General features: G+C 64.7%; 21 protein-coding genes. 12 read left to right on the forward strand and 9 right to left on the reverse strand.

What is annotated here, in order from left to right:
- The first annotated feature begins 13 nt into the window (after positions 1–13).
- Complete coding sequence (locus CLU94_RS16305) at positions 14–1,426, forward strand: SGNH/GDSL hydrolase family protein (protein WP_099666370.1); 1,413 nt, start codon at positions 14–16, stop codon at positions 1,424–1,426.
- A 99-nt stretch (positions 1,427–1,525) separates the two neighbouring features.
- A complete protein-coding gene (locus CLU94_RS16310) occupies positions 1,526–2,212 on the forward strand; it encodes an OmpW/AlkL family protein (RefSeq protein WP_180278678.1) in 687 nt (228 codons plus the stop codon).
- Between the two features lie 39 nt (positions 2,213–2,251).
- On the opposite strand, the gene CLU94_RS16315 is transcribed toward CLU94_RS16310, so the two are convergent.
- Positions 2,252–2,758, reverse strand: a complete 507-nt coding sequence (locus CLU94_RS16315; protein ID WP_077408668.1) for a flavin reductase family protein — start codon at positions 2,756–2,758, stop codon at positions 2,252–2,254.
- A 176-nt stretch (positions 2,759–2,934) separates the two neighbouring features.
- Here CLU94_RS16315 and msrA point away from each other — a divergent pair, with 176 nt between their 5' ends.
- Positions 2,935–3,468, forward strand: coding sequence for a peptide-methionine (S)-S-oxide reductase MsrA (msrA, locus tag CLU94_RS16320; protein WP_099666371.1), 534 nt, complete (start codon positions 2,935–2,937; stop codon positions 3,466–3,468).
- 18 nt (positions 3,469–3,486) lie between these two features.
- Here msrA and CLU94_RS16325 read toward each other — a convergent pair whose 3' ends face one another.
- Both CLU94_RS16325 and pdxH read right to left on the reverse strand, forming a co-directional pair.
- The gene (locus tag CLU94_RS16325) at positions 3,487–4,734 is read right to left on the reverse strand and encodes an SAM-dependent methyltransferase (protein WP_099668346.1); all 1,248 of its coding nucleotides are present in this window, start codon (positions 4,732–4,734) and stop codon (positions 3,487–3,489) included.
- Between the two features lie 127 nt (positions 4,735–4,861).
- Complete coding sequence (gene pdxH, locus CLU94_RS16330; RefSeq protein ID WP_099666372.1) at positions 4,862–6,082, reverse strand: pyridoxamine 5'-phosphate oxidase; 1,221 nt, start codon at positions 6,080–6,082, stop codon at positions 4,862–4,864.
- Between the two features lie 112 nt (positions 6,083–6,194).
- Here pdxH and CLU94_RS16335 point away from each other — a divergent pair, with 112 nt between their 5' ends.
- Positions 6,195–7,058, forward strand: coding sequence for a tRNA threonylcarbamoyladenosine dehydratase (locus CLU94_RS16335; protein ID WP_257218844.1), 864 nt, complete (start codon positions 6,195–6,197; stop codon positions 7,056–7,058).
- 10 nt (positions 7,059–7,068) lie between these two features.
- Here the strand turns inward: CLU94_RS16335 and thpR are convergent, their stop codons facing one another.
- Complete coding sequence (thpR, locus tag CLU94_RS16340; RefSeq protein WP_180278679.1) at positions 7,069–7,587, reverse strand: RNA 2',3'-cyclic phosphodiesterase; 519 nt, start codon at positions 7,585–7,587, stop codon at positions 7,069–7,071.
- A gap of 95 nt (positions 7,588–7,682) precedes the next feature.
- On the opposite strand from thpR, the gene CLU94_RS16345 reads away from it, so the two are divergent.
- The gene (locus CLU94_RS16345; protein WP_077408663.1) at positions 7,683–8,147 is read left to right on the forward strand and encodes an FKBP-type peptidyl-prolyl cis-trans isomerase; all 465 of its coding nucleotides are present in this window, start codon (positions 7,683–7,685) and stop codon (positions 8,145–8,147) included.
- Between the two features lie 189 nt (positions 8,148–8,336).
- The gene (cysK, locus tag CLU94_RS16350; protein WP_099666375.1) at positions 8,337–9,269 is read left to right on the forward strand and encodes a cysteine synthase A; all 933 of its coding nucleotides are present in this window, start codon (positions 8,337–8,339) and stop codon (positions 9,267–9,269) included.
- On the opposite strand, the gene CLU94_RS16355 is transcribed toward cysK, so the two are convergent.
- Positions 9,230–10,519 (reverse strand): SGNH/GDSL hydrolase family protein, encoded by a 1,290-nt coding sequence (locus CLU94_RS16355; protein WP_257218847.1) that lies wholly within the window; start codon positions 10,517–10,519, stop codon positions 9,230–9,232. The genes cysK and CLU94_RS16355 overlap by 40 nt on opposite strands.
- A gap of 99 nt (positions 10,520–10,618) precedes the next feature.
- Here CLU94_RS16355 and CLU94_RS16360 point away from each other — a divergent pair, with 99 nt between their 5' ends.
- Both CLU94_RS16360 and CLU94_RS16365 read left to right on the forward strand, forming a co-directional pair.
- Positions 10,619–11,524: a LysR family transcriptional regulator gene (locus CLU94_RS16360; RefSeq protein WP_099666377.1), complete on the forward strand. Its 906-nt coding sequence runs from the start codon at positions 10,619–10,621 to the stop codon at positions 11,522–11,524.
- A 100-nt stretch (positions 11,525–11,624) separates the two neighbouring features.
- The gene (locus tag CLU94_RS16365; RefSeq protein WP_099666378.1) at positions 11,625–12,026 is read left to right on the forward strand and encodes a ribosomal maturation YjgA family protein; all 402 of its coding nucleotides are present in this window, start codon (positions 11,625–11,627) and stop codon (positions 12,024–12,026) included.
- Between the two features lie 2 nt (positions 12,027–12,028).
- Here CLU94_RS16365 and CLU94_RS16370 read toward each other — a convergent pair whose 3' ends face one another.
- The 3 genes from CLU94_RS16370 to CLU94_RS16380 all read right to left on the reverse strand — a co-directional run bounded on the left by CLU94_RS16370 (position 12,029) and on the right by CLU94_RS16380 (position 16,027).
- Positions 12,029–14,863: a M16 family metallopeptidase gene (locus CLU94_RS16370; RefSeq protein ID WP_099666379.1), complete on the reverse strand. Its 2,835-nt coding sequence runs from the start codon at positions 14,861–14,863 to the stop codon at positions 12,029–12,031.
- A gap of 78 nt (positions 14,864–14,941) precedes the next feature.
- Complete coding sequence (locus CLU94_RS16375; protein ID WP_176376572.1) at positions 14,942–15,298, reverse strand: hypothetical protein; 357 nt, start codon at positions 15,296–15,298, stop codon at positions 14,942–14,944.
- Positions 15,299–16,027: a hypothetical protein gene (locus CLU94_RS16380; protein WP_077408658.1), complete on the reverse strand. Its 729-nt coding sequence runs from the start codon at positions 16,025–16,027 to the stop codon at positions 15,299–15,301.
- A 212-nt stretch (positions 16,028–16,239) separates the two neighbouring features.
- Here CLU94_RS16380 and CLU94_RS16385 point away from each other — a divergent pair, with 212 nt between their 5' ends.
- Entirely contained in the window at positions 16,240–18,012 is a 1,773-nt protein-coding gene (locus CLU94_RS16385) for a GGDEF domain-containing protein (protein WP_251350145.1), read from the forward strand.
- Here the strand turns inward: CLU94_RS16385 and CLU94_RS16390 are convergent.
- A complete protein-coding gene (locus CLU94_RS16390; protein ID WP_099666380.1) occupies positions 18,002–18,484 on the reverse strand; it encodes a CinA family protein in 483 nt (160 codons plus the stop codon). The two genes, CLU94_RS16385 and CLU94_RS16390, sit on opposite strands and share 11 nt — an antisense overlap.
- Before the next feature lie 223 nt (positions 18,485–18,707).
- Between CLU94_RS16390 and CLU94_RS16395 the strand changes: the two genes are divergently transcribed.
- From CLU94_RS16395 to CLU94_RS16405, 3 genes are read left to right on the forward strand one after another with little or no spacing between them, the layout of a single operon-like run.
- Positions 18,708–19,325 (forward strand): YfiR family protein, encoded by a 618-nt coding sequence (locus tag CLU94_RS16395; RefSeq protein WP_180278680.1) that lies wholly within the window; start codon positions 18,708–18,710, stop codon positions 19,323–19,325.
- Positions 19,326–21,356, forward strand: coding sequence for an ATP-binding protein (locus CLU94_RS16400; protein ID WP_099666382.1), 2,031 nt, complete (start codon positions 19,326–19,328; stop codon positions 21,354–21,356). It abuts the gene before it with no gap.
- A complete protein-coding gene (locus tag CLU94_RS16405; RefSeq protein ID WP_099666383.1) occupies positions 21,353–23,929 on the forward strand; it encodes an EAL domain-containing protein in 2,577 nt (858 codons plus the stop codon). Before CLU94_RS16400 ends, CLU94_RS16405 begins: the two co-directional genes overlap by 4 nt.

A 23,929-nucleotide genomic window follows, 5' to 3' on the forward strand; every position in this document is an offset into this window, starting at 1 on the left:
CCGAGGAGACAAAATGCATCAAACAAAATTCGCGCTGGCCGTGCTGGCTGCGGCTGTCCTGGCAGGTTGCGGCGGCGCCAGTGGCGGTGATCAAGCCTTGAAAGTCAAATACACGGCGCAGGTGTCGTTCGGCGACAGCCTGTCCGATGTCGGTTCGTATGCCGTCGCCGGCGTGGCGGTGAGCGGTGGCGGCAAATTCACCATCAATGGCGACAATACCAAGATCAATCCTGAACTGACGGGCAAGAACTGGACCGAGCACCTGGCCGCGCAATTCGGCTTGCCGGTGCCATGCGCCGCCGAAACGGGCCTGGAAGGCAGCATTCCCTCCCTGCAGGCTCCGCGCGTCAAGCATGCGGGCTGCTTCGGCTACGCCATGGGCGGTTCGCGCGTCACCAACCCGGTCGGCCCGAACAACAAGTTGGCGGGCGGTGCGCTGGGCGCCCTGACCGTGCCCGTGGTGACGCAGATTGCGAACCACCTGGCCGTTTCCGGCGGCAAGTTCAGCGGTACGGAAGCCGTCTTCGTGATGGCGGGCGGTAACGACGTGCTGTTCCTGCTGGGCGACTTGCAAGCGAAGGCCACTGCTGCTGGCCAGACGGCTGGCGCGGCTGCCGGTGCCGCTGCTGGCGCGAAAGCCTTTGCCTCCAATCTGGTTGCTGCCCTGGCAGCGCGCGCCGCCAACCCTGACACGGCAGCGCAAGCCATCGGCGCGGCCGTGGCGGCCGCCGCTGCGGCGCCTGGCGCCACGTCAGCATCGATCGTGGGCGCTGCCGTGACCGCTGCCGCCACCGCCGGCGATACGGCGGTCGCTTCGCCAGCCGTGTATAGCCCGCTGGTGACCAAGGCGCAAGCCGATGCGACGGTCACCGGCAACGCCGCCGGTGCCGCTGCCGGCGCCAAGGCTGGTGCCGATTACGCCGCGGCGAATGGTCCTGCACTGGTTGGTGCCATGAAACAGGCTGGCACCGAGCTGGTGGCGCTGGTCAAGGATCAGATCATTGCCAAGGGCGCCAACTATGTCATCGTCAACAACCTGCCGGACGTGGCCGGCACGCCATCGGGCCTGAGCAAGGATGCCAATACCAAGGCGCTCATCAATGCCATGGTCAGCGCCTTCAACGGAGAGCTGAGCGGGGGCTTGAACGGCAACGCGAAAGTCTTGCTGGTCGACGTGTTTGCCGTCAGCCATGACCAGGGCGTCAATCCTGGCCCGTATGGCTTGACCAATGTCAGCGAGACGGCGTGCGACCTGACGCCAGCGAAGAATTTCCTGGGCAGCTCGCTCGTGTGCAATGGCACGAACCTGAAAGCGGGCGACGTCAGCCACTACTCGTATGCCGACGATGTGCACCCTACGCCGTTCAACAACCTGTTGCTGGCCCGTTATGTGGCCAAGGACATGGTCGTGCGGGGCTGGCTGTAAGGGAGGGCCGCGCCAGCTGCATCCCCGCGATGTGGCTGGCGCTGGCAGCGACAAGACTGGATAGCGGGGCTATCCGCACATAATGAATCAGGAGACAAGATGAAGAATCGTTTGAATACCGCTGTACGCGTGCTGGCCGCGGCCGCCGCGATGGCCATGGCGACGGGCGCTTCGGCGCAAAGCGCAGGCACCTGGATGGCCAAGGCTGGCCTCAACAAGATCACGCCGCACGTGGAAAGTGGCGACATTTCCGCGCCAGCATTGCCGGGCACGAAAGCCGACGTCAAGTCGGATACCAAGCCCATCCTGACCTTTGCCTACATGATCACGGACAATGTTTCCGCTGAAATGATTTTGGGCGTGCCGTACAAGCATGACCTGATCGGCGCCGGTTCCATCAAGGGCACGGGCAAGCTGGGGACGGCGGAAGCCTTGCCGCCGACGGCCTTCATCCAGTACCGTTTCTTCCAGCCCAATGCGATGATCCGCCCATACGTGGGCGCGGGCTTGACGTATGCCTATTTCCAGAAGGAAAAAGGCTCGGGCCAGATGACGGCCTTGCTGGATCCGGGTGGAAAACCCGTGACTTACCGCATGGACAACAAGCTGACAGGCAGCCTGGTGGTCGGCAGCACCCTGGCCTTCAACGAGCGCTGGTTTGCCGATGTGGCCGTGGTCAAGACTTACCTGAAAACCAAGGCGAAATTCTCCACGGGGCAGACGCAGGACATCAAGCTCGACCCGGTCGCCGTGAGTATCAGCATCGGGTATAACTTTACCCTGTAAAACAAAAAATCCGCCTCGGCGGATTTTTTTTTGTCCCGCTCAGGCTGGCGGTGTATTGAACTTACCATTGTGGAAGATCAAGGGCGGCTGCGCGGCAAACGCGCATTGTTCCACTTCGCCCACGAAAATGACGTGGTCGCCTTCCGGATAGCGGCTGCGGTTGTGGCATTCGAACCAGGCCGATGCGCCTTTCAGGATGGGCTGTCCCGTGCGCGACAGTTCGTACTCCACGTCGTCGAAGGGATTCGGCGTGCGGCGTGAAAAGCGCGTGGCCAGTTCCGCCTGGTCGGCGCCCAGCACATTGATGACGTAATGCGAGTTGCCGCTGAAAATGGGCATGCTGTTCGCCACGGAACCGAGGCTCCACAGCACCAGGGGCGGCGACAGCGAGACGGAATTGAAGGAACTGGCCGTCAAGCCGCGGAAACTGCCGTCGGCCAGGCGCGTCGTGATGACCGTCACGCCGGTGGCAAACTGCGACAGTGCCTGGCGGAAATGTGTCGTATCGAATTCTTGCGCGGGCGCGCGGGGAGAGCGTGTGTTCATGGGTGACCTGTCTATTTGCTGACATTATGCCAAAAATCGGCCATGCCAGCGCAATCGTGGCCGGCATGCCCGTATGTGCGGTGTCCCACGCGCCGTTTCAAGCGGCGCTGCAAGCCATGGCACTTTGCGTTACAGTGGTGAAATGATAAGTCGCAGCAGCGTTGCGGGAGGACATCATGAATCAACAGACGGAAGTGGCGGTATTCGGCGGTGGCTGTTTCTGGTGCCTCGCCGCCGTGTATGGGGAAGTGCGCGGCGTGACGCGCGTCGAGTGCGGCTACACGGGCGGCAGCGTGCCCCATCCCAGCTACGAACAGGTTTGCAAGGGCGACACGGGCCACGCGGAAGTGGTGCGCCTGGAATTCGACCCTGCCATCATCGCTTACCACGACTTGCTGGAAATCTTTTTCACGCTGCACGACCCCACCACCTTGAATCGCCAGGGAAATGATGTCGGTACGCAATTTCGCTCCGTCATCTGTTACCAGTCAGCCGCGCAGGAAAGCGTGGCGCGCAAGGTGCTCGCCGAAATGGCCGGCGTGTGGGATGCGCCCATCGTCACGCAGCTGGCGCCGGCCGCCACCTTTTATCCGGCCGAGGATTACCACCAGAATTATGTCGAGCAGCATCCCTTGCAGGGCTATTGCGCCCTCGTCGTCGCGCCCAAGGTGGAGAAATTCCGCGCCATGTACGCGGGCCGCCTGAAGTAAGACGGCCCCGCACGCCTGTCAGGGCGCGAGCACGGGCGCCGGCCTTGTTTCCTGCGTATTCTCTTGCGCATACATGTAGTTGCGCGACCAGGGCAGGGTGGACGAGCGCCGGCCTGCCTTCACGCAGACGATCTGGTACAAGCTGATCAGGTCTTGCTCGAAGGCATAGGCGCAGCCGGCCAGGTAGACGTGCCAGATGCGGAAGCGCCGCTCGCCCGCCAGCGGACGGATCTGCTCGGCATGGGCTTCGAAATTCTCCGTCCACAGGGCGCAGGTGCGCGCATAGTGGCGGCGCAGGTTTTCCACGTCCAGCACTTCCAGCCCCCCCTGCTGCATGGTTTTCAAGACATTGCCGATGTGCGCCAGCTCGCCGTGCGGAAACACATACTTTTCGATGAATTCCCCGCCGCCATACGGCGTTTCGCCATTGTCCGGGTCGGTCGAGGTGATGCCGTGGTTCATCGCCATGCCATCGGGCGCCAGCAGCTTGTGGATGATGGAAAAGTAGTCGGGCAAGTGTTTCAGGCCCACGTGTTCGAACATGCCCACGCTGGTGATGCGGTCGAACTGGCCCGTGACGTCGCGGTAGTCTTGCAGGCGGATATCGATCAAATGGGCCAGGCCGGCCGCCGCCACGCGCTCGCGCGCCAGCGCGTACTGGTTTTCCGACAGGGTCACGCCCACGCAGCGGGCGCCATATTGCTGCGCGGCACGAATCACGAGCGCGCCCCAGCCGCAGCCGATGTCGAGCAGGGTCTGGCCCGGCTGCAGCTGGATTTTCTTCAGGATATGGTCGATCTTCTTGACTTGCGCCTGCGCCAGGGTTTCATCGCCGTGTTCGAAATACGCGCAGGAATACACGAGGGCGGGGTCGAGAAATTGTTCATAGAACGCATTCGACACGTCGTAGTGGTAGCGGATGGCTTCGGCATCCTTGCTCTTGTCGTGCGTAAAGCTGCGCACGATGCGGGCCAGCTTGCCTTCCGGCTTCAAGGTCGTGCGCGCCAGGGCATTGCAGATGGAAATCATGTCCATCGCCGTGCCCTTGACCTCGATATTGCCTTCCACATAGGCCGAGCCCAGGTTGGCCAGCGACGGGTTCAGCAGGTAGCGGGCCGAGGCGACGGTCGGCAGGCGGATGGTGACTCTGGGCGCTTCGCTGGACAGGTCGACATGCTGGCCATTCCACAATTCTATGCGCAGCGGCAAGGCGGTCTTGCTGCGGATGCTGGCGATCCAGGACTTGAGTTGGTTTTGTACAAACAAAATGGCCTCCAATGAAGCGGCCACCATGGCAGCCGCAAATTGAGAAACAATGTCATTTAGTAACTTCTACCCTCATAGCCTACACCTATATTGACCAGCTTGCTTTGCGCCGCCTTGCTTATCCTGCTCAGGGTTGCAGGCGCTGCATGCTCCATTGCCCGTCAGCATCGCGGGTAAACACGATGCGGTCGTGGAAGCGCGAGCGGCGTCCCTGCCAGAATTCGATGCGTTCCGGCTGCAAACGGTAGCCGCCCCAGTGGGCGGGGCGCGGCGGCTGCGCATCGCCGACGGCGGCGGCCACGGCCTCGTAATGGCTTTCCAGCTCGGCGCGGCTGGCGATCGGTGTACTTTGCTGCGAGGCAATCGCTGACAGCCGGCTTTGCAGGGGGCGCACATTGAAATACTCGTCGCTCTCGGCCGCCGTGGTCTTCACCACCGTGCCCTCGATGCGCACTTGCCGCTCCAGCTCGCGCCAGAAGAACAGCAAGGCCGCGTGCGGGTTGTGTTCCAGCTGCTGGCCCTTGTCGCTGTTGTAATTCGTGTACCAGGTGAAACCCCGTTCATCGAACTGCTTGATCAGCACGATGCGCGAGCTGGGCTTGCCGTCGGGACTGACGGTGGACAAGCTCATGGCGTTCGGCTCGCTGACCTGGGACTTGAGCGCTTCGTCGAACCACTTTTCAAATTGCGCAATCGGGTCGCGCTGCACGTCTTCCTCGGATAACAGTCTTTGCACATAATCGATGCGCATGGCGGCCAGGGTGGCTGCATCGTGCACGGGCACGGTGGCCGCTGCCGGGGCGGCGGTCTCTTCCGGCGCGATGCCGCGACGGTGCTGCATGGCCGTGCCCAGCTGCTCCATCTGTTGCGCGCTGAACAGGCGCTTGGCCATGGGCGCCAGCTGGCCTTCTTCCTTGGCCATGTGGGCCTGGTAAGCGGCAACATAATCGCGCACGCCGTCGGCGGACAGCTGCGTGCCCGTGCCGGCAGCGATGGCGTCCAGTTCCGGGCGCAGGGTCAGCCAGGCCTGATCCATGCGCTGGTGGTCGGCGAGGATTTCCGGCACCAGCGTGGTCAGCAGGGCTGCATCGTCGCCCGTGGCCGTGGCCTGCAGCATGGGCATCAAGTCCTGCTCTTCATCGTCATGGTGCAGATGGGCCGCTTTATTGAAATATTGCAACACCGCCTTGGCCGCCTGCTGCGCGTCCGCCGTGTTGCCGTGTTGCGCCAGATGGCCCAGCAGGTTTTGCAGGGTCGTCAGCTGCTTGCGGATCTTGTCGTGGCAATGCTTGAGCACGGCGATGGGCTGGTCAAAGCCGGGAACGGAGTCGAACAGGGGAGAGGTCATGGCGAGTTCTCGTGGTGAGCGGTGTGGGGGCGCGGCGACAATTGCTCTTGTCGCTGTGTCAATTCGGCTATTTTAGAATATCCGCCAGCGCAGTGTCCGTTAAAATGGCGCCATGCATACCTCCACCAATGAACTAATTTCCATGGACTTGACCGAGATCGATTTTGAGCGGCGTTTTGGCGGCATTGCCCGCCTGTACGGCGCGCCCGCGCTGGCGCGCTTCCGCGCCGCGCATGTGTGTGTGATCGGCGTGGGCGGCGTCGGTTCCTGGATCGTCGAAGCGCTGGCGCGCAGCGCCGTCGGCCGCCTGACCCTGATCGACCTGGATAATGTGGCCGAATCGAACATCAACCGCCAGATCCAGGCCATGAGCGACACCATCGGCAAGGCCAAGATCACGGCCCTGGCCGAACGCATCGAATTGATCAACCCGTTTTGCCAGGTCACGCAGATCGAGGATTTCATTACCCCCGATAATCTGGAGCAATTGCTGGGCGGACGCGATTTCGACTACCTGGTCGACGCCATCGACAATGCCAAGGCGAAAGCGGCCGTGATTGCATATTGTCGCGCGCGCAACATTCCCATGCTGACCATCGGCAGCGCGGGCGGGCAGACGGACCCGACATTGATCGCCGTGCGCGACTTGTCGAAGACGGAACAGGAACCGCTGCTCAAGCGCGTGCGCAAATTGTTGCGCACGGAATATGGTTTCCCCCGTGGCGTGAAAAACAAATTCAATGTCGACGCCGTGTTTTCCATGGAGCCGCTGAGCACGCCCGAGAGCGCGGAAGCGTGCGCCATTGACGGCAGCGCGCCCGCCGGCGTGACGGGACTCAATTGCGCCGGCTTCGGTTCCAGCGTGGTGGTGACGGCCAGCTTCGGCATGGTGGCGGCCGCCCATGCGCTGAAAAGCTTGCGCCAGGACAAAGTTGCCGCAGTGCCAGCGCCAATGCCAGTGCCGGACGCCGCCTGAGTCTCGCTGCTTAGATCAGCTTCCTGCTGGCCAGGATGCGGTAATCGCCGCTGCTTTTCAGCGATTCCACCAGCACCAGTTCGTCCGCCTGCCAGGCGATGGGCGCGAAATCCTCGATGGCCGGCTGCGGCGCCTGGCGCGCCAGGGTCACGTGCGGCGTAAAGCGGTCGTGCTCGAAGCGCGGCGCCAGCCCTTGTTCCGCCAGACGCTGCATGCAGGCCGCGCGCAAGTCGAGCAAGGCGGGCGAGGGCCGCGCCAGGGCGGCCCAGGCCAGCGCCAGCTGCGTAAAATGGCTGGCGTGATCGAACAGCAGGGGCATGGCCCGCGCCGGCATGTGTTCCAGAATACCCAGCAGGGCGGGCAGCTCGCTGGCCGGGCGCTGGCCCAGGAAGGCCAGGGTCAGGTGCAGCTTGTCCGCGCGCACGGGCTTGCCTTCCAGGCGCGCCTGCCAGGCGGCCAGGGCCGCGCGCGTGGCCGCATCGGGCCATAGCGCGTAAAACAGGCGGGGGCAATGGGCATCGGGCGACAAGTTTTTCCTATCGTTGCGGCGGTTTGCTATTATTGGCGTTCCCTGCCGGTTCGCTGGCGCAGGGATCTCACCGAAACTCACTGAAAGAATACATCATGACGCGTAGCTCCGTTTTGTTTGCCCTGATCTGCTCCGTCGCCGCGTCGCTGGCGCAGGCACAGGCGCCAGCGCCTGTTCCCGCCTCCGCCGTCTCGCTGAGCCCCGGCCCTGTCGCCGATAAATTGATCTTGATCGACAACAAGGTCGGCACGGGCAAGGAAGCGTCCGCAGGCAACAACGTCACCGTGCACTACACGGGCTGGCTGTACCGTCCGCTGGCGAAAGATTCGCGCGGCAAGAAGTTCGACAGCTCCGTGGGCCGTGGCCCGTTTGACTTTCCGCTCGGCAAGGGCATGGTCATCAAGGGCTGGGACCAGGGCGTGGCCGGCATGAAAGTGGGCGGCAAGCGCACCCTGATCATTCCAGGCGAACTGGCCTACGGCCCGCGCGGCGCCGGCAATGGCGACATTCCGCCGAACTCGGCACTGATCTTCGATGTGGAATTGCTGGACGTGAAGTAATTGTTCAGTTTGGCGGCGGCGCATGCTCGCGCCGCCGCCATCGGCACGTAACAAAATGTTCAGGGCTAGGCGCATTGCCGAAGACAGTACGAAAGTACGGCAAGGCATTGCAACAACGCCATGAACTTTTTGTTCAGTGTCTTGAAACGCGGTAGACTGGGGTTTCTTGAAATAGCGGAGCTTCCTTCCATGAACATCGCCAACGACGTCACTGAACTGATCGGCAACACCCCCCTGGTGCGCATCAACCGCATCGCCGCCGACAGTGTGGCCACCATCCTGGCCAAACTCGAATTCTACAATCCCGCGCACAGCGTCAAGGACCGCATCGGCCTGTCCATGATCGTCGCGGCCGAAGCCGCCGGCAAGATCCATGCCGACACCGTCATCGTCGAGCCCACCAGCGGCAACACGGGCATCGCGCTGGCCATGGTGTGCGCCGCGCGCGGCTACCGCTGCACCCTCGTCATGCCCGACACCATGAGTCGCGAACGGCGCATCCTGCTGCGCGCCTACGGCGCCGAGCTGGTGCTCACGCCCGGCAGCGAAGGCATGCTGGGCGCCATCCGCAAGGCCGAGGAACTGGTGGCGGCCGACCCCCGCTACCTGATGTTGCAGCAATTCAATAACCCCGCCAATCCCGCCATCCACCGCGCCACGACGGCCGAGGAAATCTGGCGCGATACGGATGGGCAAGTGGACATCGTCGTCGCCGGCGTGGGCACGGGCGGCACGATCACGGGCGTCGGCGAAGTGCTGAAGGAACGCAAGCCCGGCGTGCAAGTGATCGCCGTGGAACCGGAAGCGTCGCCGATGTTGTCGAAGGGGACGAAGGGACCGCACCCGATCCAGGGCATCGGCGCCGGCTTCGTGCCGCAGATTTTGAATACGGCCATCTACGACGAAATCATTTGCGTCAAGAATGACGACGCGTTCGCCACGGCGCGCCTGGCCGCCAGCGATGAAGGCTTGCTGGTCGGCATCTCGTCCGGCGCCGCCCTGTGGGCGGCCCTGCAAGTGGCGCGCCGTCCGGAAAACGCGGGCAAGACCATCGTCACCATCATCCCGTCGTTTGGCGAGCGCTACTTGAGCACGGCCTTGTACGCGGGACTGGGCGATTGATTCAATAGCAGCGGCAGGGCTATCCCTTCCGCCAGCGCCCGGTTGCCCGCGTCGCCCAGGTGCAGGTGGTCGCCCGAGTCGTAGGCGGGCAGCAGGCGCAGCGGGTGCGCGGGGTCGCGCGCCCAGGCGTCGAAGTCGAGCACGGCATCGAAACTGCCGCTGCTGCGTATCCACGCATTGAGTTGTTGCCGCAGCGTATCTTTATCAGGCTGATAATAGTCGCTCAGCGGCGTGCCGGGCAGGGCGCCTGCGAACGGCGTCAGGGTGGCGCCGACCACGCGCACGCCGCGGCTGCGGGCCTGGGCGATCAGCCGGGCGTAGCCGCTGCTCAGTTCCTCCAATGTCGGCTGTTGCTCCCGTGGCGCAAACGCCGTGCCGGGCCAGCTGATGTCATTGATCCCCAGCAAGACGACGACCGTGCGCACGCCCGGCTGCGCCAGCACGTCGCGCTCGAAGCGCGCCAGGGCATTGCTTCCCATGCCGTCGGACAACAGCCGCGCACCGGAAATGCCCGCATTGATCACCGCCACGCCCTGCGGCGCCAGGCGTTCGGCCAGGAAATCGGGCCAGCGCGCATCCATCCCCAGGCTGGCGCTGGCGCCATCGGTGATCGAATCTCCCAGGATGGCCACGGCTTGCGCGGCTGGCGCCGCTTCCACCTGGATGGCGCTGAGTAAAAGGCGCGCCGTGGTGGTGTGCACGCCGGGAGAGTCATCGATGCGCGGGGCCTGTGTCTGGTCATGCGGGGCGATCCAGGCCGTCTCGCGGCCATCCCAGTGAAACGTGGAAGTCGGGCTGGCTTGCGGCAGGTGGACGCTCACCGTCAGCCGGGCCAGGTCCGGCACGGGCAGGTCGACGGGGTCGCTGACGAGCGGCGCGCCCGGCGCCACGCTGGCCGAGGGCTGGCCGGAAAACGTGAGCGTGCGCAGGCTGCCCGCTTCGATGGCCGAACCGGAAGCGGCCAGGGCCACGGTGGCCGCGCCGATGCGCAGCGGCACCTTGCCATACGCATTCGACAGCACGATGCGCACGCGCGGGCCGCCCACGCTGAGGCGCGCTACCTGGCGCACGGTGTGCCCGTGCAGCACGGCCGGCACGTTGCTGGGGAACAGGAAGTCGCTGCTCCACACGGCTTGCGGGCTGGCCGTCCAGCTGGCCAGCCAGGCGGTATCCGCATTGGCGGCCTGGGCAGGGCCTGTGCCGAGTGCCAGGCTCAGCAGGGCGGCGGGGAGGAAGGAAAATCGTTGCATGGCGGCTCGCTTCATCAAGGGGAATGTGCGCATGATGCAAGCAACGCCATTTATGCACTAGACTATCTTATCGAAGAACATTTATGAGTTGAATTCACAATGGCCAGACTGGAAGTGAATCGTTCCGGCGAGCTGGAAGTGTTTGTGCGCGTGGTCGAACTGGGCGGCTTTTCCGCCGCCGCGCGCGTTTGCGGCATGACGCCATCGGCCGTCAGCAAGCTCGTCTCGCGGCTGGAAGAGCGCCTGGGCGCGCGCCTGCTGAACCGCTCCACGCGCCAGCTGCAGCTGACGGCCGAGGGCTGCGGCCTGTACGAACGGGGCATGCAGGTGCTGGCGGCCCTGGACGAGGCCGAGCGCTGCGCGGGCGTGCAGGATGTGCCGCGCGGCAAAATACGCGTGAATGCGAACGTGCCGTTCGGCCAGCATTTTTTGTTGCCGCTGGCGCCGCTGTTCCTCGAACGCTATCCGCAGGTGACGCTCGACGTCGTGCTCACGGATGCCGTGGTCGATATCCTCGAGCAGCGCACGGACGTGGCCGTGCGGGCCGGTCCCCTGAAAAGTTCCAGCCTGCTGGCGCGCAAGCTGGGCCAGACGCGCATGGTGATCGTCGCGGCGCCATCCTACCTGGCGCGGCGCGGCACGCCGCTGCTGGCGGCCGAGCTGGCGTCGCATAATTTGCTCGACGCCAATTACGCGCGCGCCCGCTCGGGCTGGCCGCTGCGCTTGCCCGAGGGGGACGTCGTCGTGCCGGTCACCGGCAATGCGCAGGCCAGCGATGGCGAAGCCTTGCGGCAACTGGCGCTGGCGGGACTGGGATTGGCGCGCCTGGCCGCCTTCCAGGTGCGCGGCGATATCGCGGCGGGCCGTTTGCAGGCCGTGCTGGAAGCGTTCAATCCTGGCGATAGCGAGGACGTGCATGCCGTCTTCGTGGGGCAAGGCGGGCATGTGCCGCTGCGCGTGCGCGCTTTGCTCGATTTCCTGGCGGAGAACGTCGACCTGGACTGAGGGGAGCCAGGCGCATTAGGCTACAGGCGGACACGGCCGCGCAGTACAATATCGGACGGGCCGCAATGGTTCGGCCCGTATCGTGCCTTTGAATGGAAATATGTTCCTGGTAAAACCTGAACGCCGCCGCCTGCTGCAGGTGGGCGCAACCGTGGCTGTCATCGCGCTGGGCCTGGCCTCGCGCGCCTATCCCCAATTCCTTCCCGCTGCATTGGGCAAATATCCGGGCGACGCCTTGTGGGCCATGATGATCGTCTTTGCGCTGGGCATCATTGCCACGCGCATGCGTACGTGGCAACTGGCCTTGTGGTCTTTGCTGATCTGCTTTGCCGTGGAGTTCGGCCAGCTTTACCAGGCGCCGTGGATCGTCGAGCTGCGCGCGCATCCGCTGGGACACCTGGCGCTGGGTTCCACCTTCGGCTGGGGTGATTTGATCGCCTACACGGCCGGCGTGGCCGTGGCGGCGATCATCGACAAGCTGGCGCTGTTCAAGCGCCGCTAGTCTTATTTCACGTTACCCTCAGCATCGCGCAGTTCCACGGGCGCCAGTTTGAGCTTGCTCAATTGCGGGGCGATCTTCGCCTTGTCGCCCACGCCGATGACGATCAGCTTTTCCGGCTGCAGGTATTTTTTCGCCACCTGCTGCACCTGCTTGTCCGTCACGCTGGCAAAGCGCTGCGGCAAGGTCGTGTAATAGTCGAGTCCCAGGCCGTAGATGTACGCGTTCGCCATGCTGGCGCTGATGCTGGCGTTCGTGTCGAACTGGCCCGGCAGCGACAGCACTTGCGAGTTGCGCGCATTCGCCAATTCCTTGCTGCTCAGGGGCTTGGCGATCATGGCACGCAATTCCTTGACGGTTTCCGACACGGCCGGGCCCGTCACATCGGTGCGCACGCTGGCGGCAATCGAGAACGGTCCAGGCTGATTGCGGTACTGGAATTGCGAGCGCACGCCATATGTGTAGCCCTTTTCTTCGCGCAAGTTGGTGTTCAGGCGGCTGGTAAACAAGCCGCCCAGCGCCGCGTTCATCACTTGCAGCGGCGCGTAATCGGGCGTGGCGCGCGGCACGGCGATGGCGGACAGGCGCACGGCCGTTTGCGGTGCGCCCGGCTTGTCGACCAAGATCAATTTTGCCTTCGTCGTCTGCGGCGTGGCGGCCACGGACTGCGCCACCGTGCCTGCCTTCCAGCTGCCGAACTTCGCTTCGGCCAGCGCCTTCAATTCCGCTTCGCCGATATCGCCCGAAACGATCAGCGCCGCATTGTTCGGCAGGTAATGCTGCTGCCAGAACGCTTGCAGGTCGGCGCGGCTGGCCGCCTTCAGCGCCGCTTCCGTGCCCAGCTGGATGTAGCCGTACGGATGTTGCGGGCCATACAGGGCCGCCGCTTCCACGCGGGCCGCCACGGCACCCGCGTTTTCGCGCTGCTGCGCCAGCTGTCCGATGCGGCTGGCGCGCTGGCGCTCCACCTCTTCTTGCGGGAATTGCGGGTGCAGCACCACGTCGGCCAGCACGTCCAGCGCTTGCGGGAACGTGGCTTTGAGCGATGTCAACTGGGCAAACGAGGCATCCGTGCCGGAACCGGTGCTCAGCAGGGCGCCCAGTTGCGCCACATCGTCGGCGATCTGCGGCGCGCTGCGCGTGGCAGTGCCTTCCTGCAGCAATTGCGCCGTAAAGCTCGACAAGCCCGGCTGCGCCAGCGGATTGGCGCCCGAGCCGCTCTTGATCACCAGCTGGCTGGAAACGAGCGGCACGGCCCCGTTGTAGTGGTGGATCACGGTCAGGCCGTTCGCCAAGGTGAACGACTTGCCTTGCGGTAGCACAATCTTCGGCGCGGGACCGGCCTTCGGCACGGCATTGCGCCATGGCTCGTCCGCATTGATGGCCGTGCCTGGCGCAGGCTTGACCTTGCCCGGCGCCGGCGTCGGCACTTCCGCGCCCAGGTCCGGCTTGCCCGGCACGCCGTAGACGACGACGCGCGACTGGTTTTTCAGGTAGGTATCCACGGCGCGCTGCACGCCGACCGCCGTCACCTGGCGGTAGCGCTCGATATCCTTGGCCAGGTAGCCGGGGTCGCCCAGGTACTGGTTGTATTCGTTGAGCAAGTTGGCCACGCCGCGCCCGCCCATTTTTTCCACCTGGCTCAGCATGGTGGTCTCGATGCTGTTGCGCGCCCGTTCCAGTTCCTTCCCGGTGGGGCCCTTGGCGCGCAATTGCTCCAGCTCCACTTGCAGCGCTTGCTCGATTTCCTCGGGCTGGTGGCCGGGGCGCGCCGTCGCGTCGATGGTGAAGATGGACGTGAGGGCGTTCGAACCCTGGCTGGCGCCCACGTCCTGGGCGATCTGCTTGTCGTACACGAGCGATTTGTACAGGCGGCTGGACTTGCCGCCGGCCAGGATGTGCGCGGCCATCGACAGTTCCGCATCATCCTTGGTGTAGGCGGACGGCGTCAGCCAGGCCATGAAGACGCGCGGCAATTCGACCCGGTCCTGCACCACGATGCGGCGTTCCTGCGTGATGGGCGGCGTCACGACAGCGGGTTTCGGCACGGCCGGGCCGCTCTTGAAGCTGCCGAAGTATTTGTTGACCAGTTCCTTGGTCTTCGCCTTGTCGATATCGCCGGCGATCACCAGGCTGGCATTGTTGGGGCCATAGTATTTGGTGAAGAAATCCTTGATGTCGGCCAGTTTCGCGTTCTGGATGTCCGCGTGCGAACCGATGACGCTGGCGTAATACGGATGGGTCTTGGGAAACAGCTGGTGGTACAGGGCTTCCTGCACGATGCCGTACGGCGCATTTTCCACGCTCTGGCGGCGCTCGTTGCGCACCACGTCCTGCTGGTTCGTCAGCGCCGTCTGGTCGAGCACGTCCAGCAGGTAGCCCATGCGGTCGGAATGCGTCCACAGGGCCAGTTCCAGCTGGTTCGACGGCACCGTGTCGAAATAATTGGTGCGGTCGAAATCCGTGCTGCCGTTCGAATCGGTGGCGCCCGCGCCTTCGAGCAACTGGTCGGCCATGCCGCGCGGCACGTGCTTGGTGGCGGCAAACATCATGTGCTCGAACAAATGCGCAAAGCCCGTCAAGCCCGGCGCTTCATTGGCCGGCCCCACGTGGTACCAGATATTGACGGCCGTGACGGGCAATTTATGGTCTTCCACGAGAATGACGTCCAGGCCGTTCGGCAAGGTGTATTTTTCGTAGGCGATGTGCGGCACGGCCGTCGCGCCCAGGGGCGCCGTCGTGGCGGCCTTGGCGGCATCGGCGGCGTGGGTCAGGCTCAGGGGAGCGCCGTACAGCGACAGCAGCAGGGCGGGGAGGGCCAGCAATTTGATCGGTTTCATGCATGCTTCCAGGGATAGGTGGAGAAGACGCTGCGGCTCGCTCGTGGCTGGCGCAGCGCGACGGTGCTACGGTCGGTGCTACAGTTTATACAACAGGGCCGCGCCGCCCAGCACCAGCAGCGCGCTGGCGATGGAGACGATGGCCGCGGCGCCCAGCAAACGCCATTCGCGCGGCGTGAAGCCGGTCGGCGCTGGCGCGGGTACTGCCGGCACGGGCTGGGGCATGGCTGCCGCCGGCAAGGGAGGCAAGCCGCCCGCCGCGCGCGCCTGGGCCGCCAGCGCCTGCGTGGCGGCGTCCAGCAAGGCCAGCTGGCGCTCGACGGTTTCCGCCAGCACGGCTTCGTTCAGCGCCACGAGGGCGAATATCGGGTCATCGACGTCGATCTTGATGCCCGTCTTGTCGAATACGTGGCTGCGCAGTTTGTGCTGGTCCATCTACCACTGCACCTTGTCGAGCTGTTCGAAGATGTCGCGGTAGACGACCTTGATGCGCTGCTTTTCCATGATGTTGAACTTGTCATTCTGCAACACTTCCTGCATCGTCAGGCGCGCCGTGTTCATTTTCTTGACGTCCGCGCCAAAGGTGTCGGGATTGCGCTGGCTCAAGGTGATGCTGCCTTTGACGCGCGCGCGGTTGTCGCTGTACGACTGCGATTCGACGAATTGCTTGCCGGACGCCGATTGCAGCAGGCCGAAGTGTTCGTTTTGCCACAGCACCAGCGGCACGGTCGTCGCTTGGGCCGTGGCGACAAAACCCGTGGCCGTGTCGTGCAGGGTGTCGCCGCCGCCGACGATGGTGTGGATGTACACCTTGCGGCCCGATTCTTGCAGCAGCGAAAAACAATCGTTTTCCAGCAGGTAGCCCATCAGCGGCGAAAACGTGTTCGCGCCATTGTCGACCACGCAGTTGCCGTCTTCTTCGAGGATGTCGATCATCAGCGCGTCGAAGCGTTTCGGGTCGATGTTGCGCGCATCCGTCATCACGGGCACATGCTTGACGTTCATCGCCTTGTAGCGCGAGAACGTGGCGTTTTCCTGATCGGTGTCATAGCAGCGCAAAGGCGTGCCGTCCTTGCCGCCTATCCACTGGGCCAGCAGGGTCGAGACGAGGGTCTTGCCGATGCCGCCCTTGCCCTGCAGGATGAAATGTACCGTGTTTTGCATTGCGACTACTCCAAGTTGTTGCGTCAGTGACAATCAAAGATCCGTGACAGCGGCGCAGGCGCCCGGCCAGGCCACGACTGGCATTTTTACCACAATCCTTTGCAAATATGCCATGCGGAACAGCGAATCTGGTTATGATGTTAATCAGGATACCATTGATACAGAGCAAGTTTTGTGTGAAAAATCCACCCCAGAGTGTGAACGAGGACGCAGTGCCGATCTCCAGTCTCGATAAAGCCGACATTGACCGTCTGAATCAGCAAGCCCTGTCTTGCCTGGTCGGCAACCGCCGCCAGGCGCGCCGGCTGGCGCAGATGGCGCTGGCGGCGGCGCAACGGCAACAGTATGCGCGCGGCGGCGCGTATGCGGAACTCAATCATTGCTGGCTGGCGTATTACGCGGGCGAGGCCGAACCGTCGTGCGAACGCCTGGACGCGTATTTCCAGCACAGCGGCGACCTGGAAGGGGGCATGGAAGTGGCCGCCCTGCAGGGCGCGTATGCGAGCCGGCGCGGCGATTTTGCCGATGCCGAGCAGCATTTTCTGCAGGCGCGCAGCCAGGCCGCGCAGATACCCGACTCGCTGCACAAGTTCATGCTGTACGCGCGCCTGGGCGTCGATGCCCTGAACCGTGGCGATACGCAGGACGGTCCGCGCAATTTCCTGCTGGCACTGGACATCGCCGAGCGTTTCGGCAGCCCCGCGCACCGGGTCAACAGCCTGTCGAACCTGGCCTCGTCGCAGCATGACCTGGGCAACGATGAAGACGCCATTCCTCTGCTGGTCGAGGCGCTCGACATCATCGGCGCGCAAAAGCTCAAGTACCAGCAAACCATCGTTTCGGCCAACCTGGCCATGTGTTTATTAGCCACGGGCAAGCCGGCCGAGGCGCTGGCGCTGGTGGAACCGTTTTACGAGTGGCCGGAAGAAGACCTGGCCGTGCGCGCCTTTTTGTTTTGCATCGCCGCCCACGCCGCCATCCTGCTGCAACAGCCGGCCAGCGCCCTGCAATTGCTGTTGCGGGCGGAAGAATATGCGCGCCGCGGCCAGGACCTGGAAGAGCAGATGCATGCGTGGCTGGTGCGCGGCAAGCTGGACTTGCACGCGGGCCAGACGGCGCAGGCCCTGGCCTCGCTGACGCAGGCGCACAGCCTGCTGAGCTGGACGCGCAACCCGTTTCACCAGCAGCAGATCTTGCGCGGCTTGTCCGATATCAATGCCCAGCTGGGCGAATGGCAAGCCGCGTATGGTTTCCTGCAGCAATACCAGGCCGCGTACGAGGCCAGCAGCAAGTCGGCGCGCGCTTCGCGCAGCCTGATGCGCAACCTGGAAAAGGAAATGCACAGCCTGAAAGCGGAGCGCGACAAGGCGCTGGAGCTGCAGGCGGCGCGCGAGACGGAAAACGCCAAGCTCGAGCACCTGAACCGCGAACTGGCGCACCAGATCCTGCACGTCAATTCCCTGCAGGACAGCCTGAAGGAGCAGGCCATGCGCGACCACCTGACGGGCCTGTACAACCGCCGCCATTTTGAAACTTGCCTCAATGCCATCCTGCACGAAGCCGATGCGGATGCGCCCGTGGCCATCGCCATCATCGACCTGGATTTTTTCAAGCGCGTCAACGACACCTACGGGCATAACTTTGGCGATGAAGTGCTGATCCAGTTCGCGCGCCTGGTGGAAGGCCAGTTGCGCGGCAGCGACATGCTGTGCCGCTATGGCGGCGAGGAATTCTGCCTGCTGTTGCGCGAAGCCGACAGCCTCATCGCGGCGCACAAGATCGACGATATCGCCGCGCGCTACCGCCAGCTGCTGATCCAGCAGGCGCCGCACAGCTTGTCCGGCTGCACTTTTTCGGCCGGCATCGCCGAGTATCCGCGCCACGGCGCCGGCCGCCACGAACTGCTGATGCGCGCCGACAGCGCCCTGTACGCGGCCAAGCAGGCGGGCCGCGACCGCGCCTGCATCGCCGATGCTACTGGATAAAGCGCAGCAGTTCCCGCAGCGCGTGCGCCACGGCCTGCTCGCGCACGGCCTGGCGGTCGCCGGCGAAGACACGGCGCTCTGTCTGCACGCGCCCGGCCATGGCCCAGCCGAAGCAGACGGTGCCGACGGGCTTGCCCGGTACGCCGCCCGTGGGGCCGGCGATGCCCGTGGTCGAGACGGCCACCTGGGCTTCGCTGTGGCGCAGGGTGCCTTGCGCCATGGCGGCGGCCACTTCCTCGCTGACGGCGCCGTGTGCGGCGATCAGCGCGGCGGGCACGCCCAGCATGCCGGTCTTGGCCCCGTTCGAATAGGTGACGAAACCCCGCTCGAACCAGGCGCTCGAGCCGGAGATATCGGTGACGGCTTGCGCCACGCCGCCGCCCGTGCACGATTCGGCCGTGGCCAGCAGCAAGCCCTTCGCTTGCAAGGCCTGGCCGAGCGCGGTGGAAAGGGGGACGAGTTCGTTGCTCATGGATGACTCCTGCAGGCGGTGAAAATGGTGGCAAGACTGTAGCATGGCCAACGGTAAAAGAAACTTTCCCCGGTCACAGCGAAAATGCGTACACTCTTTTATACATTTGCTACCACTTCGGGCCGGCAGGCGCTCTGTCGCTGCGCCACCCTGGTGCGCATCGCTCGAACAGGCCAGCGGCATGGTGCCGCGCCTTCGTATGCATTATCTTTACTCGGTTGTCATGGCAATTCTGAACTGGACCTGGTGGCGTCATCCTGGCCCCCTGCGCCACCCCGCGCGCGGCGCCGGCCGCCGCGCTCACCGCTGGGGCTGGCTATTGCTGCTGTTGGGCGTGCTGTGCGCGGAGACGCGGGCACAGGTGCCGGGGGAGCTGGAGCGCCAGGTCAAGGCCGCGTATCTGTACAAGTTTGCCGGCTTTGTCGAATGGCCCGACGGCAGCTTTGCCCGGCCCGACGCACCGCTGGTGATCGGCGTGGCGGGCGCCGATGCGCTGGCCGAGCAGCTCGAACAGAGCGTGGCCGGCCACAGCGTCAACGGCCGCGCCGTGCAGGTGAAAAAAGTGCGCCGCGGCGAAACGCTGGCCGGGCTGCACGTGCTGTACCTGGGCGCGCTGGAGAAGGCGGCGCTGCAGGAGATGCTGGCCGCCAGCCGTGGCCTGGCGTTGTTGACGGTGTCCGATTCGGATGAGGTCTACGCGATGGGCAGCATGATCAATTTTGTGATGGCCGAGGACAAGGTGCGCTTCGACGTGGCCCTGAAACCCGTGGCGCAGGCGCATATCCGCATCAGCGCGCGCATGCTGCTGGCCGCCTACCGCGTGCAGACGGGAGGCGCCTAGATGATACGACTGCGCTCCATCCGCCACAAGCTGATGTCGGTGGTCTTGCTGACCACCCTGGTGGCCCTCGTCATTTCGCTGGGCACCATCGTTGTCTACGACTTGCGCGCCTACCACCGCAACCTGGTGGCCGATATCAGTACCCAGGCCGAGCTGCTGGGGCACATGAGTTCGGCTGCGCTGGCCTTCGACGACGAACGTCTGGCGCTGGAAAACCTCAACCTGATGCGCATCCGCCCGCGCGTGACGGCCGGCGCCCTGTACAAGGCCGACGGCAGCCTGTTCGCCAGCTATCGCGCGAACCAGAATGTGGGCGAGCTGCCGGCGAAGGTGGGCAAGGAAGGCGAAAGCATCCAGGGCACCTCGGTGGAGCTGTTCAAGCCCATCGTCGACAATGGCGAACTGCTGGGCACCGTGTATCTGCGCGCCGACTACGAGCTGGCCGGCCGCACGGCCGATTACCTGGCCATCGCGCTGGGCGTGACGGTGCTGGCGCTGCTGGTGGCCTTGCTGCTGCTGCGCCGCCTCGATTTCGTCATCACGCAACCGATCCTCGATATCGCCGACGTGGCGCGCGAAGTGATCGAGACGGGCGACTATTCGCGCCGCGCGCGCAAGCTCAGCGTCGACGAAGTGGCGCAGCTGGTCGATTCCTTCAACAAGATGCTGGCCGAGATTGAGCTGCGCACGCAGGCGCTGGAGCGCTCGAACGGCGAGCTGGCGCGCGAAGGCGAGCAGCGCACCCAGGCGCAGCAGGAAGTCATGCGCCTGAACCAGGAGCTCGAAGTGCGCGTGCACGAGCGCACGGTGCAGCTGGAAATGACGAATGGCGAACTGGCCATGGCGATGGAAGAGGCGCGCAGCGCCAACTATGCCAAATCGGCGTTTTTGTCGTCGATGAGCCATGAATTGCGCACGCCCCTCAACGCCATCCTGGGCTTCGCGCAAATCCTCAGTTCCGACCGCCTGCCGTCGACCCTGGAGCAAAAGAAGGAATTCGCCGGTCATATCCTGAAATCGGGGCGCCACCTGTTGACGTTGATCAATGAAATCCTCGACCTGGCGAAGGTGGAATCGGGCACGGTCAGCCTGTCGCTTGAACCGGTGGGCCTGGACGCCATCTTGCAGGAATGCCGCGACATGATCGCGCCGCTGGCCAGCCAGCGCGGCATCGGCATGGCTTTCCCCGACGCCTGCCCCCTGAACGTGCTGGCCGACCGCACGCGCCTCAAGCAGATCTTGTTGAACCTGCTGTCGAATGCGCTCAAGTACAACCGCGAGCAGGGCGAAGTGAGCATCGCTTGCGCGCCGCAGGCGGGCGGGCGGGTGCGCATCAGCGTGCGCGACACGGGCGTGGGCCTCGACGGCGAACAGGTGGCGCTGCTGTTCCAGCCCTTCAACCGGCTGGGACAGGAGGGCGGCACGGAAGAGGGCAGCGGCATCGGCCTGGTGGTCACCAAGCGCCTGGTGGAACTGATGGATGGCAGCATCGGCGTGACCAGCGCGCCCGGCGAGGGCAGCACGTTCTGGATCGAGCTGCGCGTGGTCGATGCCTTGCCCGCGCCCGCCACCCTGGCCTTGCCGCGGCCGGACCTGGCCGGCGCGCTGCTCGAGCACAGCGCCCCCGTGACCTTGCTGTACGTGGAAGACAATCCCGCCAACCTGACCCTGGTCGAGGAAATCGTGCGCTATTGCCCGCAATTGCAGCTGCTGACGGCCACGGATGGCCGCCTGGGCGTGGAAATGGCGCGCACGCACCTGCCGCAGCTGATTTTGATGGATATCAACCTGCCGCACGTGAACGGCACGGACGCGCTGAAACTGCTGCGCGCCGATCCCCGCACGGCGCACATTCCCGTCATCGCCCTGACGGCCAACGCCATGCCGGGCGACGTGGAGCGCAGCCTGGCGCTGGGCTTTTACCGCTATCTGACCAAGCCGATCAACCTCGATGAATTTACCGAGGCGATCAACAGCACCCTGGCTTACGTGGCGCAGCAGCGCCGGCAGAAGGGAACAGGCGCGCCATGATCAGCCAGGCCGATATCTACGCGGCGAAAATTCTCATCGTCGACGACCAGGAAGTCAATCTGCGCCTGCTCGAGCATTTGCTGCAGAGCGGCGGCTACACGGCCGTCACCAGCACCCTCGACGCGCGCGCCGTGGCCGGCCTGCACCAGCGCCAGCAGTTCGACCTGATCATCCTCGACCTGGCGATGCCCGGCATGAGCGGCTACGAGGTGATGGATGCCTTGCGCCCGCTGGAACTGGAAGGCTATCTGCCCGTGCTGGTGATCGCCGCCGACCCGGACGCCAAGCTGGCGGCGCTGGAAGCGGGGGCGCGCGACTTCATCAGCAAGCCGTTCGACGCGCTCGAGGTGCTCACGCGCATCCGCAACATGCTCGAAGTGCGGCTGCTGCACCGCGCCGCGCGCCACTACAACACCTTGCTCGAACGCACGGTGGGCCAGCGCACGGCCGAACTGCAGCGCTTTCGCGGCGCCATGGACGCCACCACCGACGCCATCTTCCTCGTCGACGTGCTGGGCATGACCCTGGTCGACGTCAACGATGGCGCGTGCCGCCTGCTCGGCTATGCGCGCGCCGAGCTGCTGGCACTGGCGCCCGGCACCTTGCTGCCGTCGCCGCCGGCCCCGCCCCTGGCCGGGCTGCCGGGCGGCCCGGCGCACCTGGCCACGGAAGTGACGGAATGCGAACTGGTGCGGCGCGACCTGAGCCTGATACCCGTGGAACTGGGCTGGCACTGGTATGCGCAGGCGCCCGTGGCGGGCGGGCAGGGCGCGGGCGGCCTGCTGCTGATCGCCGTGGCGCGCGACATCAGCGAACGGCGCCAGGCGCAGGAGCGCCTGAAGCACCTGGCCCATTACGATGGCTTGACGGGGCTGCCGAACCGCAGCCTGTTTTACCAGACCCTGGCCCAGGCCGTCGAACTGGCGCAGGAAAAAAGCTGGCGCATCGTGGTGCTGTTCATCGCGCTGGACCGCTTCAAAAGCATCAACGACACCCTGGGCGCGGCGCTGGGCGACGAACTGCTGCGCCAGTTCAGCAACCGCCTGGTCGAATGCGTGCGCCTGCGCGACACGGTGGGCCGCCTGGGCAACGACGAATTCGCGCTCATACTCACCATGAGCCGCAACCAGCAGGAAGCCGTGGCCGTGGCGAACCAGGTGCGCGAAGCCTTGCGCGCGCCATTCGACTTGCGCGGCCATGCGGCCACCCTGACGGCCAGCATCGGCATCGCCATGTATCCGGACGACGCCACCGACCCGGAAACCCTGATCAAATACGCGAATACGGCCATGGGCGGCGCCAAGCAGGCGGGCCGCGACGGCTACCGCTTTTTCACGGCCGGCATGAACGTGCAGGTGCTGGCGCGGCTGGACCTGGAACTGGCGCTGCGCCATGCGCTCGAACACGAGCAGTTCATCCTGTACTACCAGCCCAAGGTGGACTTGCGCACGGGCCGCATCAGCGGCGTGGAAGCGCTGCTGCGCTGGCGCCGTCCCGGCTACGGCCTGGTGGCGCCGGCCGAATTCGTGCCGGTGCTGGAAGACACGGGGCTGATCGTGCGCGTGGGCGCCTGGGTGATCCAGGCCGCCTGCCGCCAGATCGCCGAGTGGCGCGACAGCGAGGTGGGGCCCGTGCACGTGGCCGTGAACGTGTCGAGCCGCCAGTTTGCCGAAGGCGACCTGGAAGGCGAGGTGACGCGGGCGCTGGCGCTGCACGGCGTGGCGCCGGAATTGCTGGAGCTGGAATTGACGGAAACGGCGCTGATGTCGAACGCCGAGCGCACCATCGTCGTGCTGGGCAAACTGAAGAAAATCGGCGTGAAGGTGGCCATCGACGACTTCGGCACCGGGTATTCTAGCCTCGCGTATCTGCAGCGCTTCCCCATCGACAAGCTGAAGATCGACATCGCCTTCGTGCGCAACATCACCAGCAACCCGAACGACGCGGCCATCGCGCTGGCCATCGTCAGCATGGCGCACAGCCTGAAATTGAGCGTGGTGGCCGAGGGCGTGGAATCGCGCCCGCAGCTGGAATACCTGCGGCGCAACCGCTGCGACGAAATCCAGGGCTTCTATTTCAGCCGCGCCTTGCCGGCGCTGGAACTGGGGCAGATGATCGTCGCCGGCGCCGGCCTGCCGCCCGGCCACGACCCGGCCGCGCAGCCGGCGCAAACCCTGCTTATCGTCGACGACGACGTCAACGTGCTGTCATCGCTGCACCGCCTGTTCCGTCCCGAGGGCTATCACATCCTCACGGCCAGCACGCCGGCCGAAGGTTTCGAGATGCTGGCGCTGCACCGCGTGCACGTCATCGTCTGCGACCAGCGCATGCCCAGCATGAGCGGCACGGAATTCCTCAGCAAGGTCAAGGAGCTGTACCCGGAAACCATCCGCATCATCCTCTCCGGTTACACGGGCCTGGAAGCCGTGCTCGATTCGATCAACCGCGGCGCCATCTACCGTTTTTATACGAAGCCGTGGGACGACACTCAGCTGCGCGACAACATCCGCCTGGCCTTCCAGCACTACTGGATGGTGAACCAGCCGGGGCTGGCGCGGGTGGCGGTGCGGTAG

Source organism: Janthinobacterium sp. 13, from assembly GCF_002749695.1.
In the GTDB taxonomy this organism is placed as follows: Bacteria; Pseudomonadota; Gammaproteobacteria; order Burkholderiales; family Burkholderiaceae_D; genus Janthinobacterium; species Janthinobacterium kumbetense.

Excerpts from the sequence above, each read along its gene's own strand:
- CLU94_RS16305 (WP_099666370.1), top strand. The coding sequence starts at position 14 with ATGCATCAAACAAAATTCGCGCTGGCCGTGCTGGCTGCGGCTGTCCTG.
- CLU94_RS16390 (WP_099666380.1), bottom strand. The coding sequence starts at position 18,484 with ATGAGCAACGAACTCGTCCCCCTTTCCACCGCGCTCGGCCAGGCCTTG.
- CLU94_RS16405 (WP_099666383.1), top strand. The coding sequence starts at position 21,353 with ATGATCAGCCAGGCCGATATCTACGCGGCGAAAATTCTCATCGTCGAC.
- CLU94_RS16360 (WP_099666377.1), top strand. The coding sequence starts at position 10,619 with ATGGCCAGACTGGAAGTGAATCGTTCCGGCGAGCTGGAAGTGTTTGTG.
- CLU94_RS16310 (WP_180278678.1), top strand. The coding sequence starts at position 1,526 with ATGAAGAATCGTTTGAATACCGCTGTACGCGTGCTGGCCGCGGCCGCC.
- CLU94_RS16345 (WP_077408663.1), top strand. The coding sequence starts at position 7,683 with ATGACGCGTAGCTCCGTTTTGTTTGCCCTGATCTGCTCCGTCGCCGCG.
- CLU94_RS16395 (WP_180278680.1), top strand. The coding sequence starts at position 18,708 with ATGGCAATTCTGAACTGGACCTGGTGGCGTCATCCTGGCCCCCTGCGC.
- pdxH (WP_099666372.1), bottom strand. The coding sequence starts at position 6,082 with ATGACCTCTCCCCTGTTCGACTCCGTTCCCGGCTTTGACCAGCCCATC.
- CLU94_RS16315 (WP_077408668.1), bottom strand. The coding sequence starts at position 2,758 with ATGAACACACGCTCTCCCCGCGCGCCCGCGCAAGAATTCGATACGACA.
- CLU94_RS16355 (WP_257218847.1), bottom strand. The coding sequence starts at position 10,519 with ATGCAACGATTTTCCTTCCTCCCCGCCGCCCTGCTGAGCCTGGCACTC.
- msrA (WP_099666371.1), top strand. The coding sequence starts at position 2,935 with ATGAATCAACAGACGGAAGTGGCGGTATTCGGCGGTGGCTGTTTCTGG.
- CLU94_RS16400 (WP_099666382.1), top strand. The coding sequence starts at position 19,326 with ATGATACGACTGCGCTCCATCCGCCACAAGCTGATGTCGGTGGTCTTG.
- CLU94_RS16380 (WP_077408658.1), bottom strand. The coding sequence starts at position 16,027 with ATGCAAAACACGGTACATTTCATCCTGCAGGGCAAGGGCGGCATCGGC.
- CLU94_RS16365 (WP_099666378.1), top strand. The coding sequence starts at position 11,625 with ATGTTCCTGGTAAAACCTGAACGCCGCCGCCTGCTGCAGGTGGGCGCA.
- CLU94_RS16370 (WP_099666379.1), bottom strand. The coding sequence starts at position 14,863 with ATGAAACCGATCAAATTGCTGGCCCTCCCCGCCCTGCTGCTGTCGCTG.
- cysK (WP_099666375.1), top strand. The coding sequence starts at position 8,337 with ATGAACATCGCCAACGACGTCACTGAACTGATCGGCAACACCCCCCTG.
- CLU94_RS16375 (WP_176376572.1), bottom strand. The coding sequence starts at position 15,298 with ATGGACCAGCACAAACTGCGCAGCCACGTATTCGACAAGACGGGCATC.
- CLU94_RS16335 (WP_257218844.1), top strand. The coding sequence starts at position 6,195 with ATGCATACCTCCACCAATGAACTAATTTCCATGGACTTGACCGAGATC.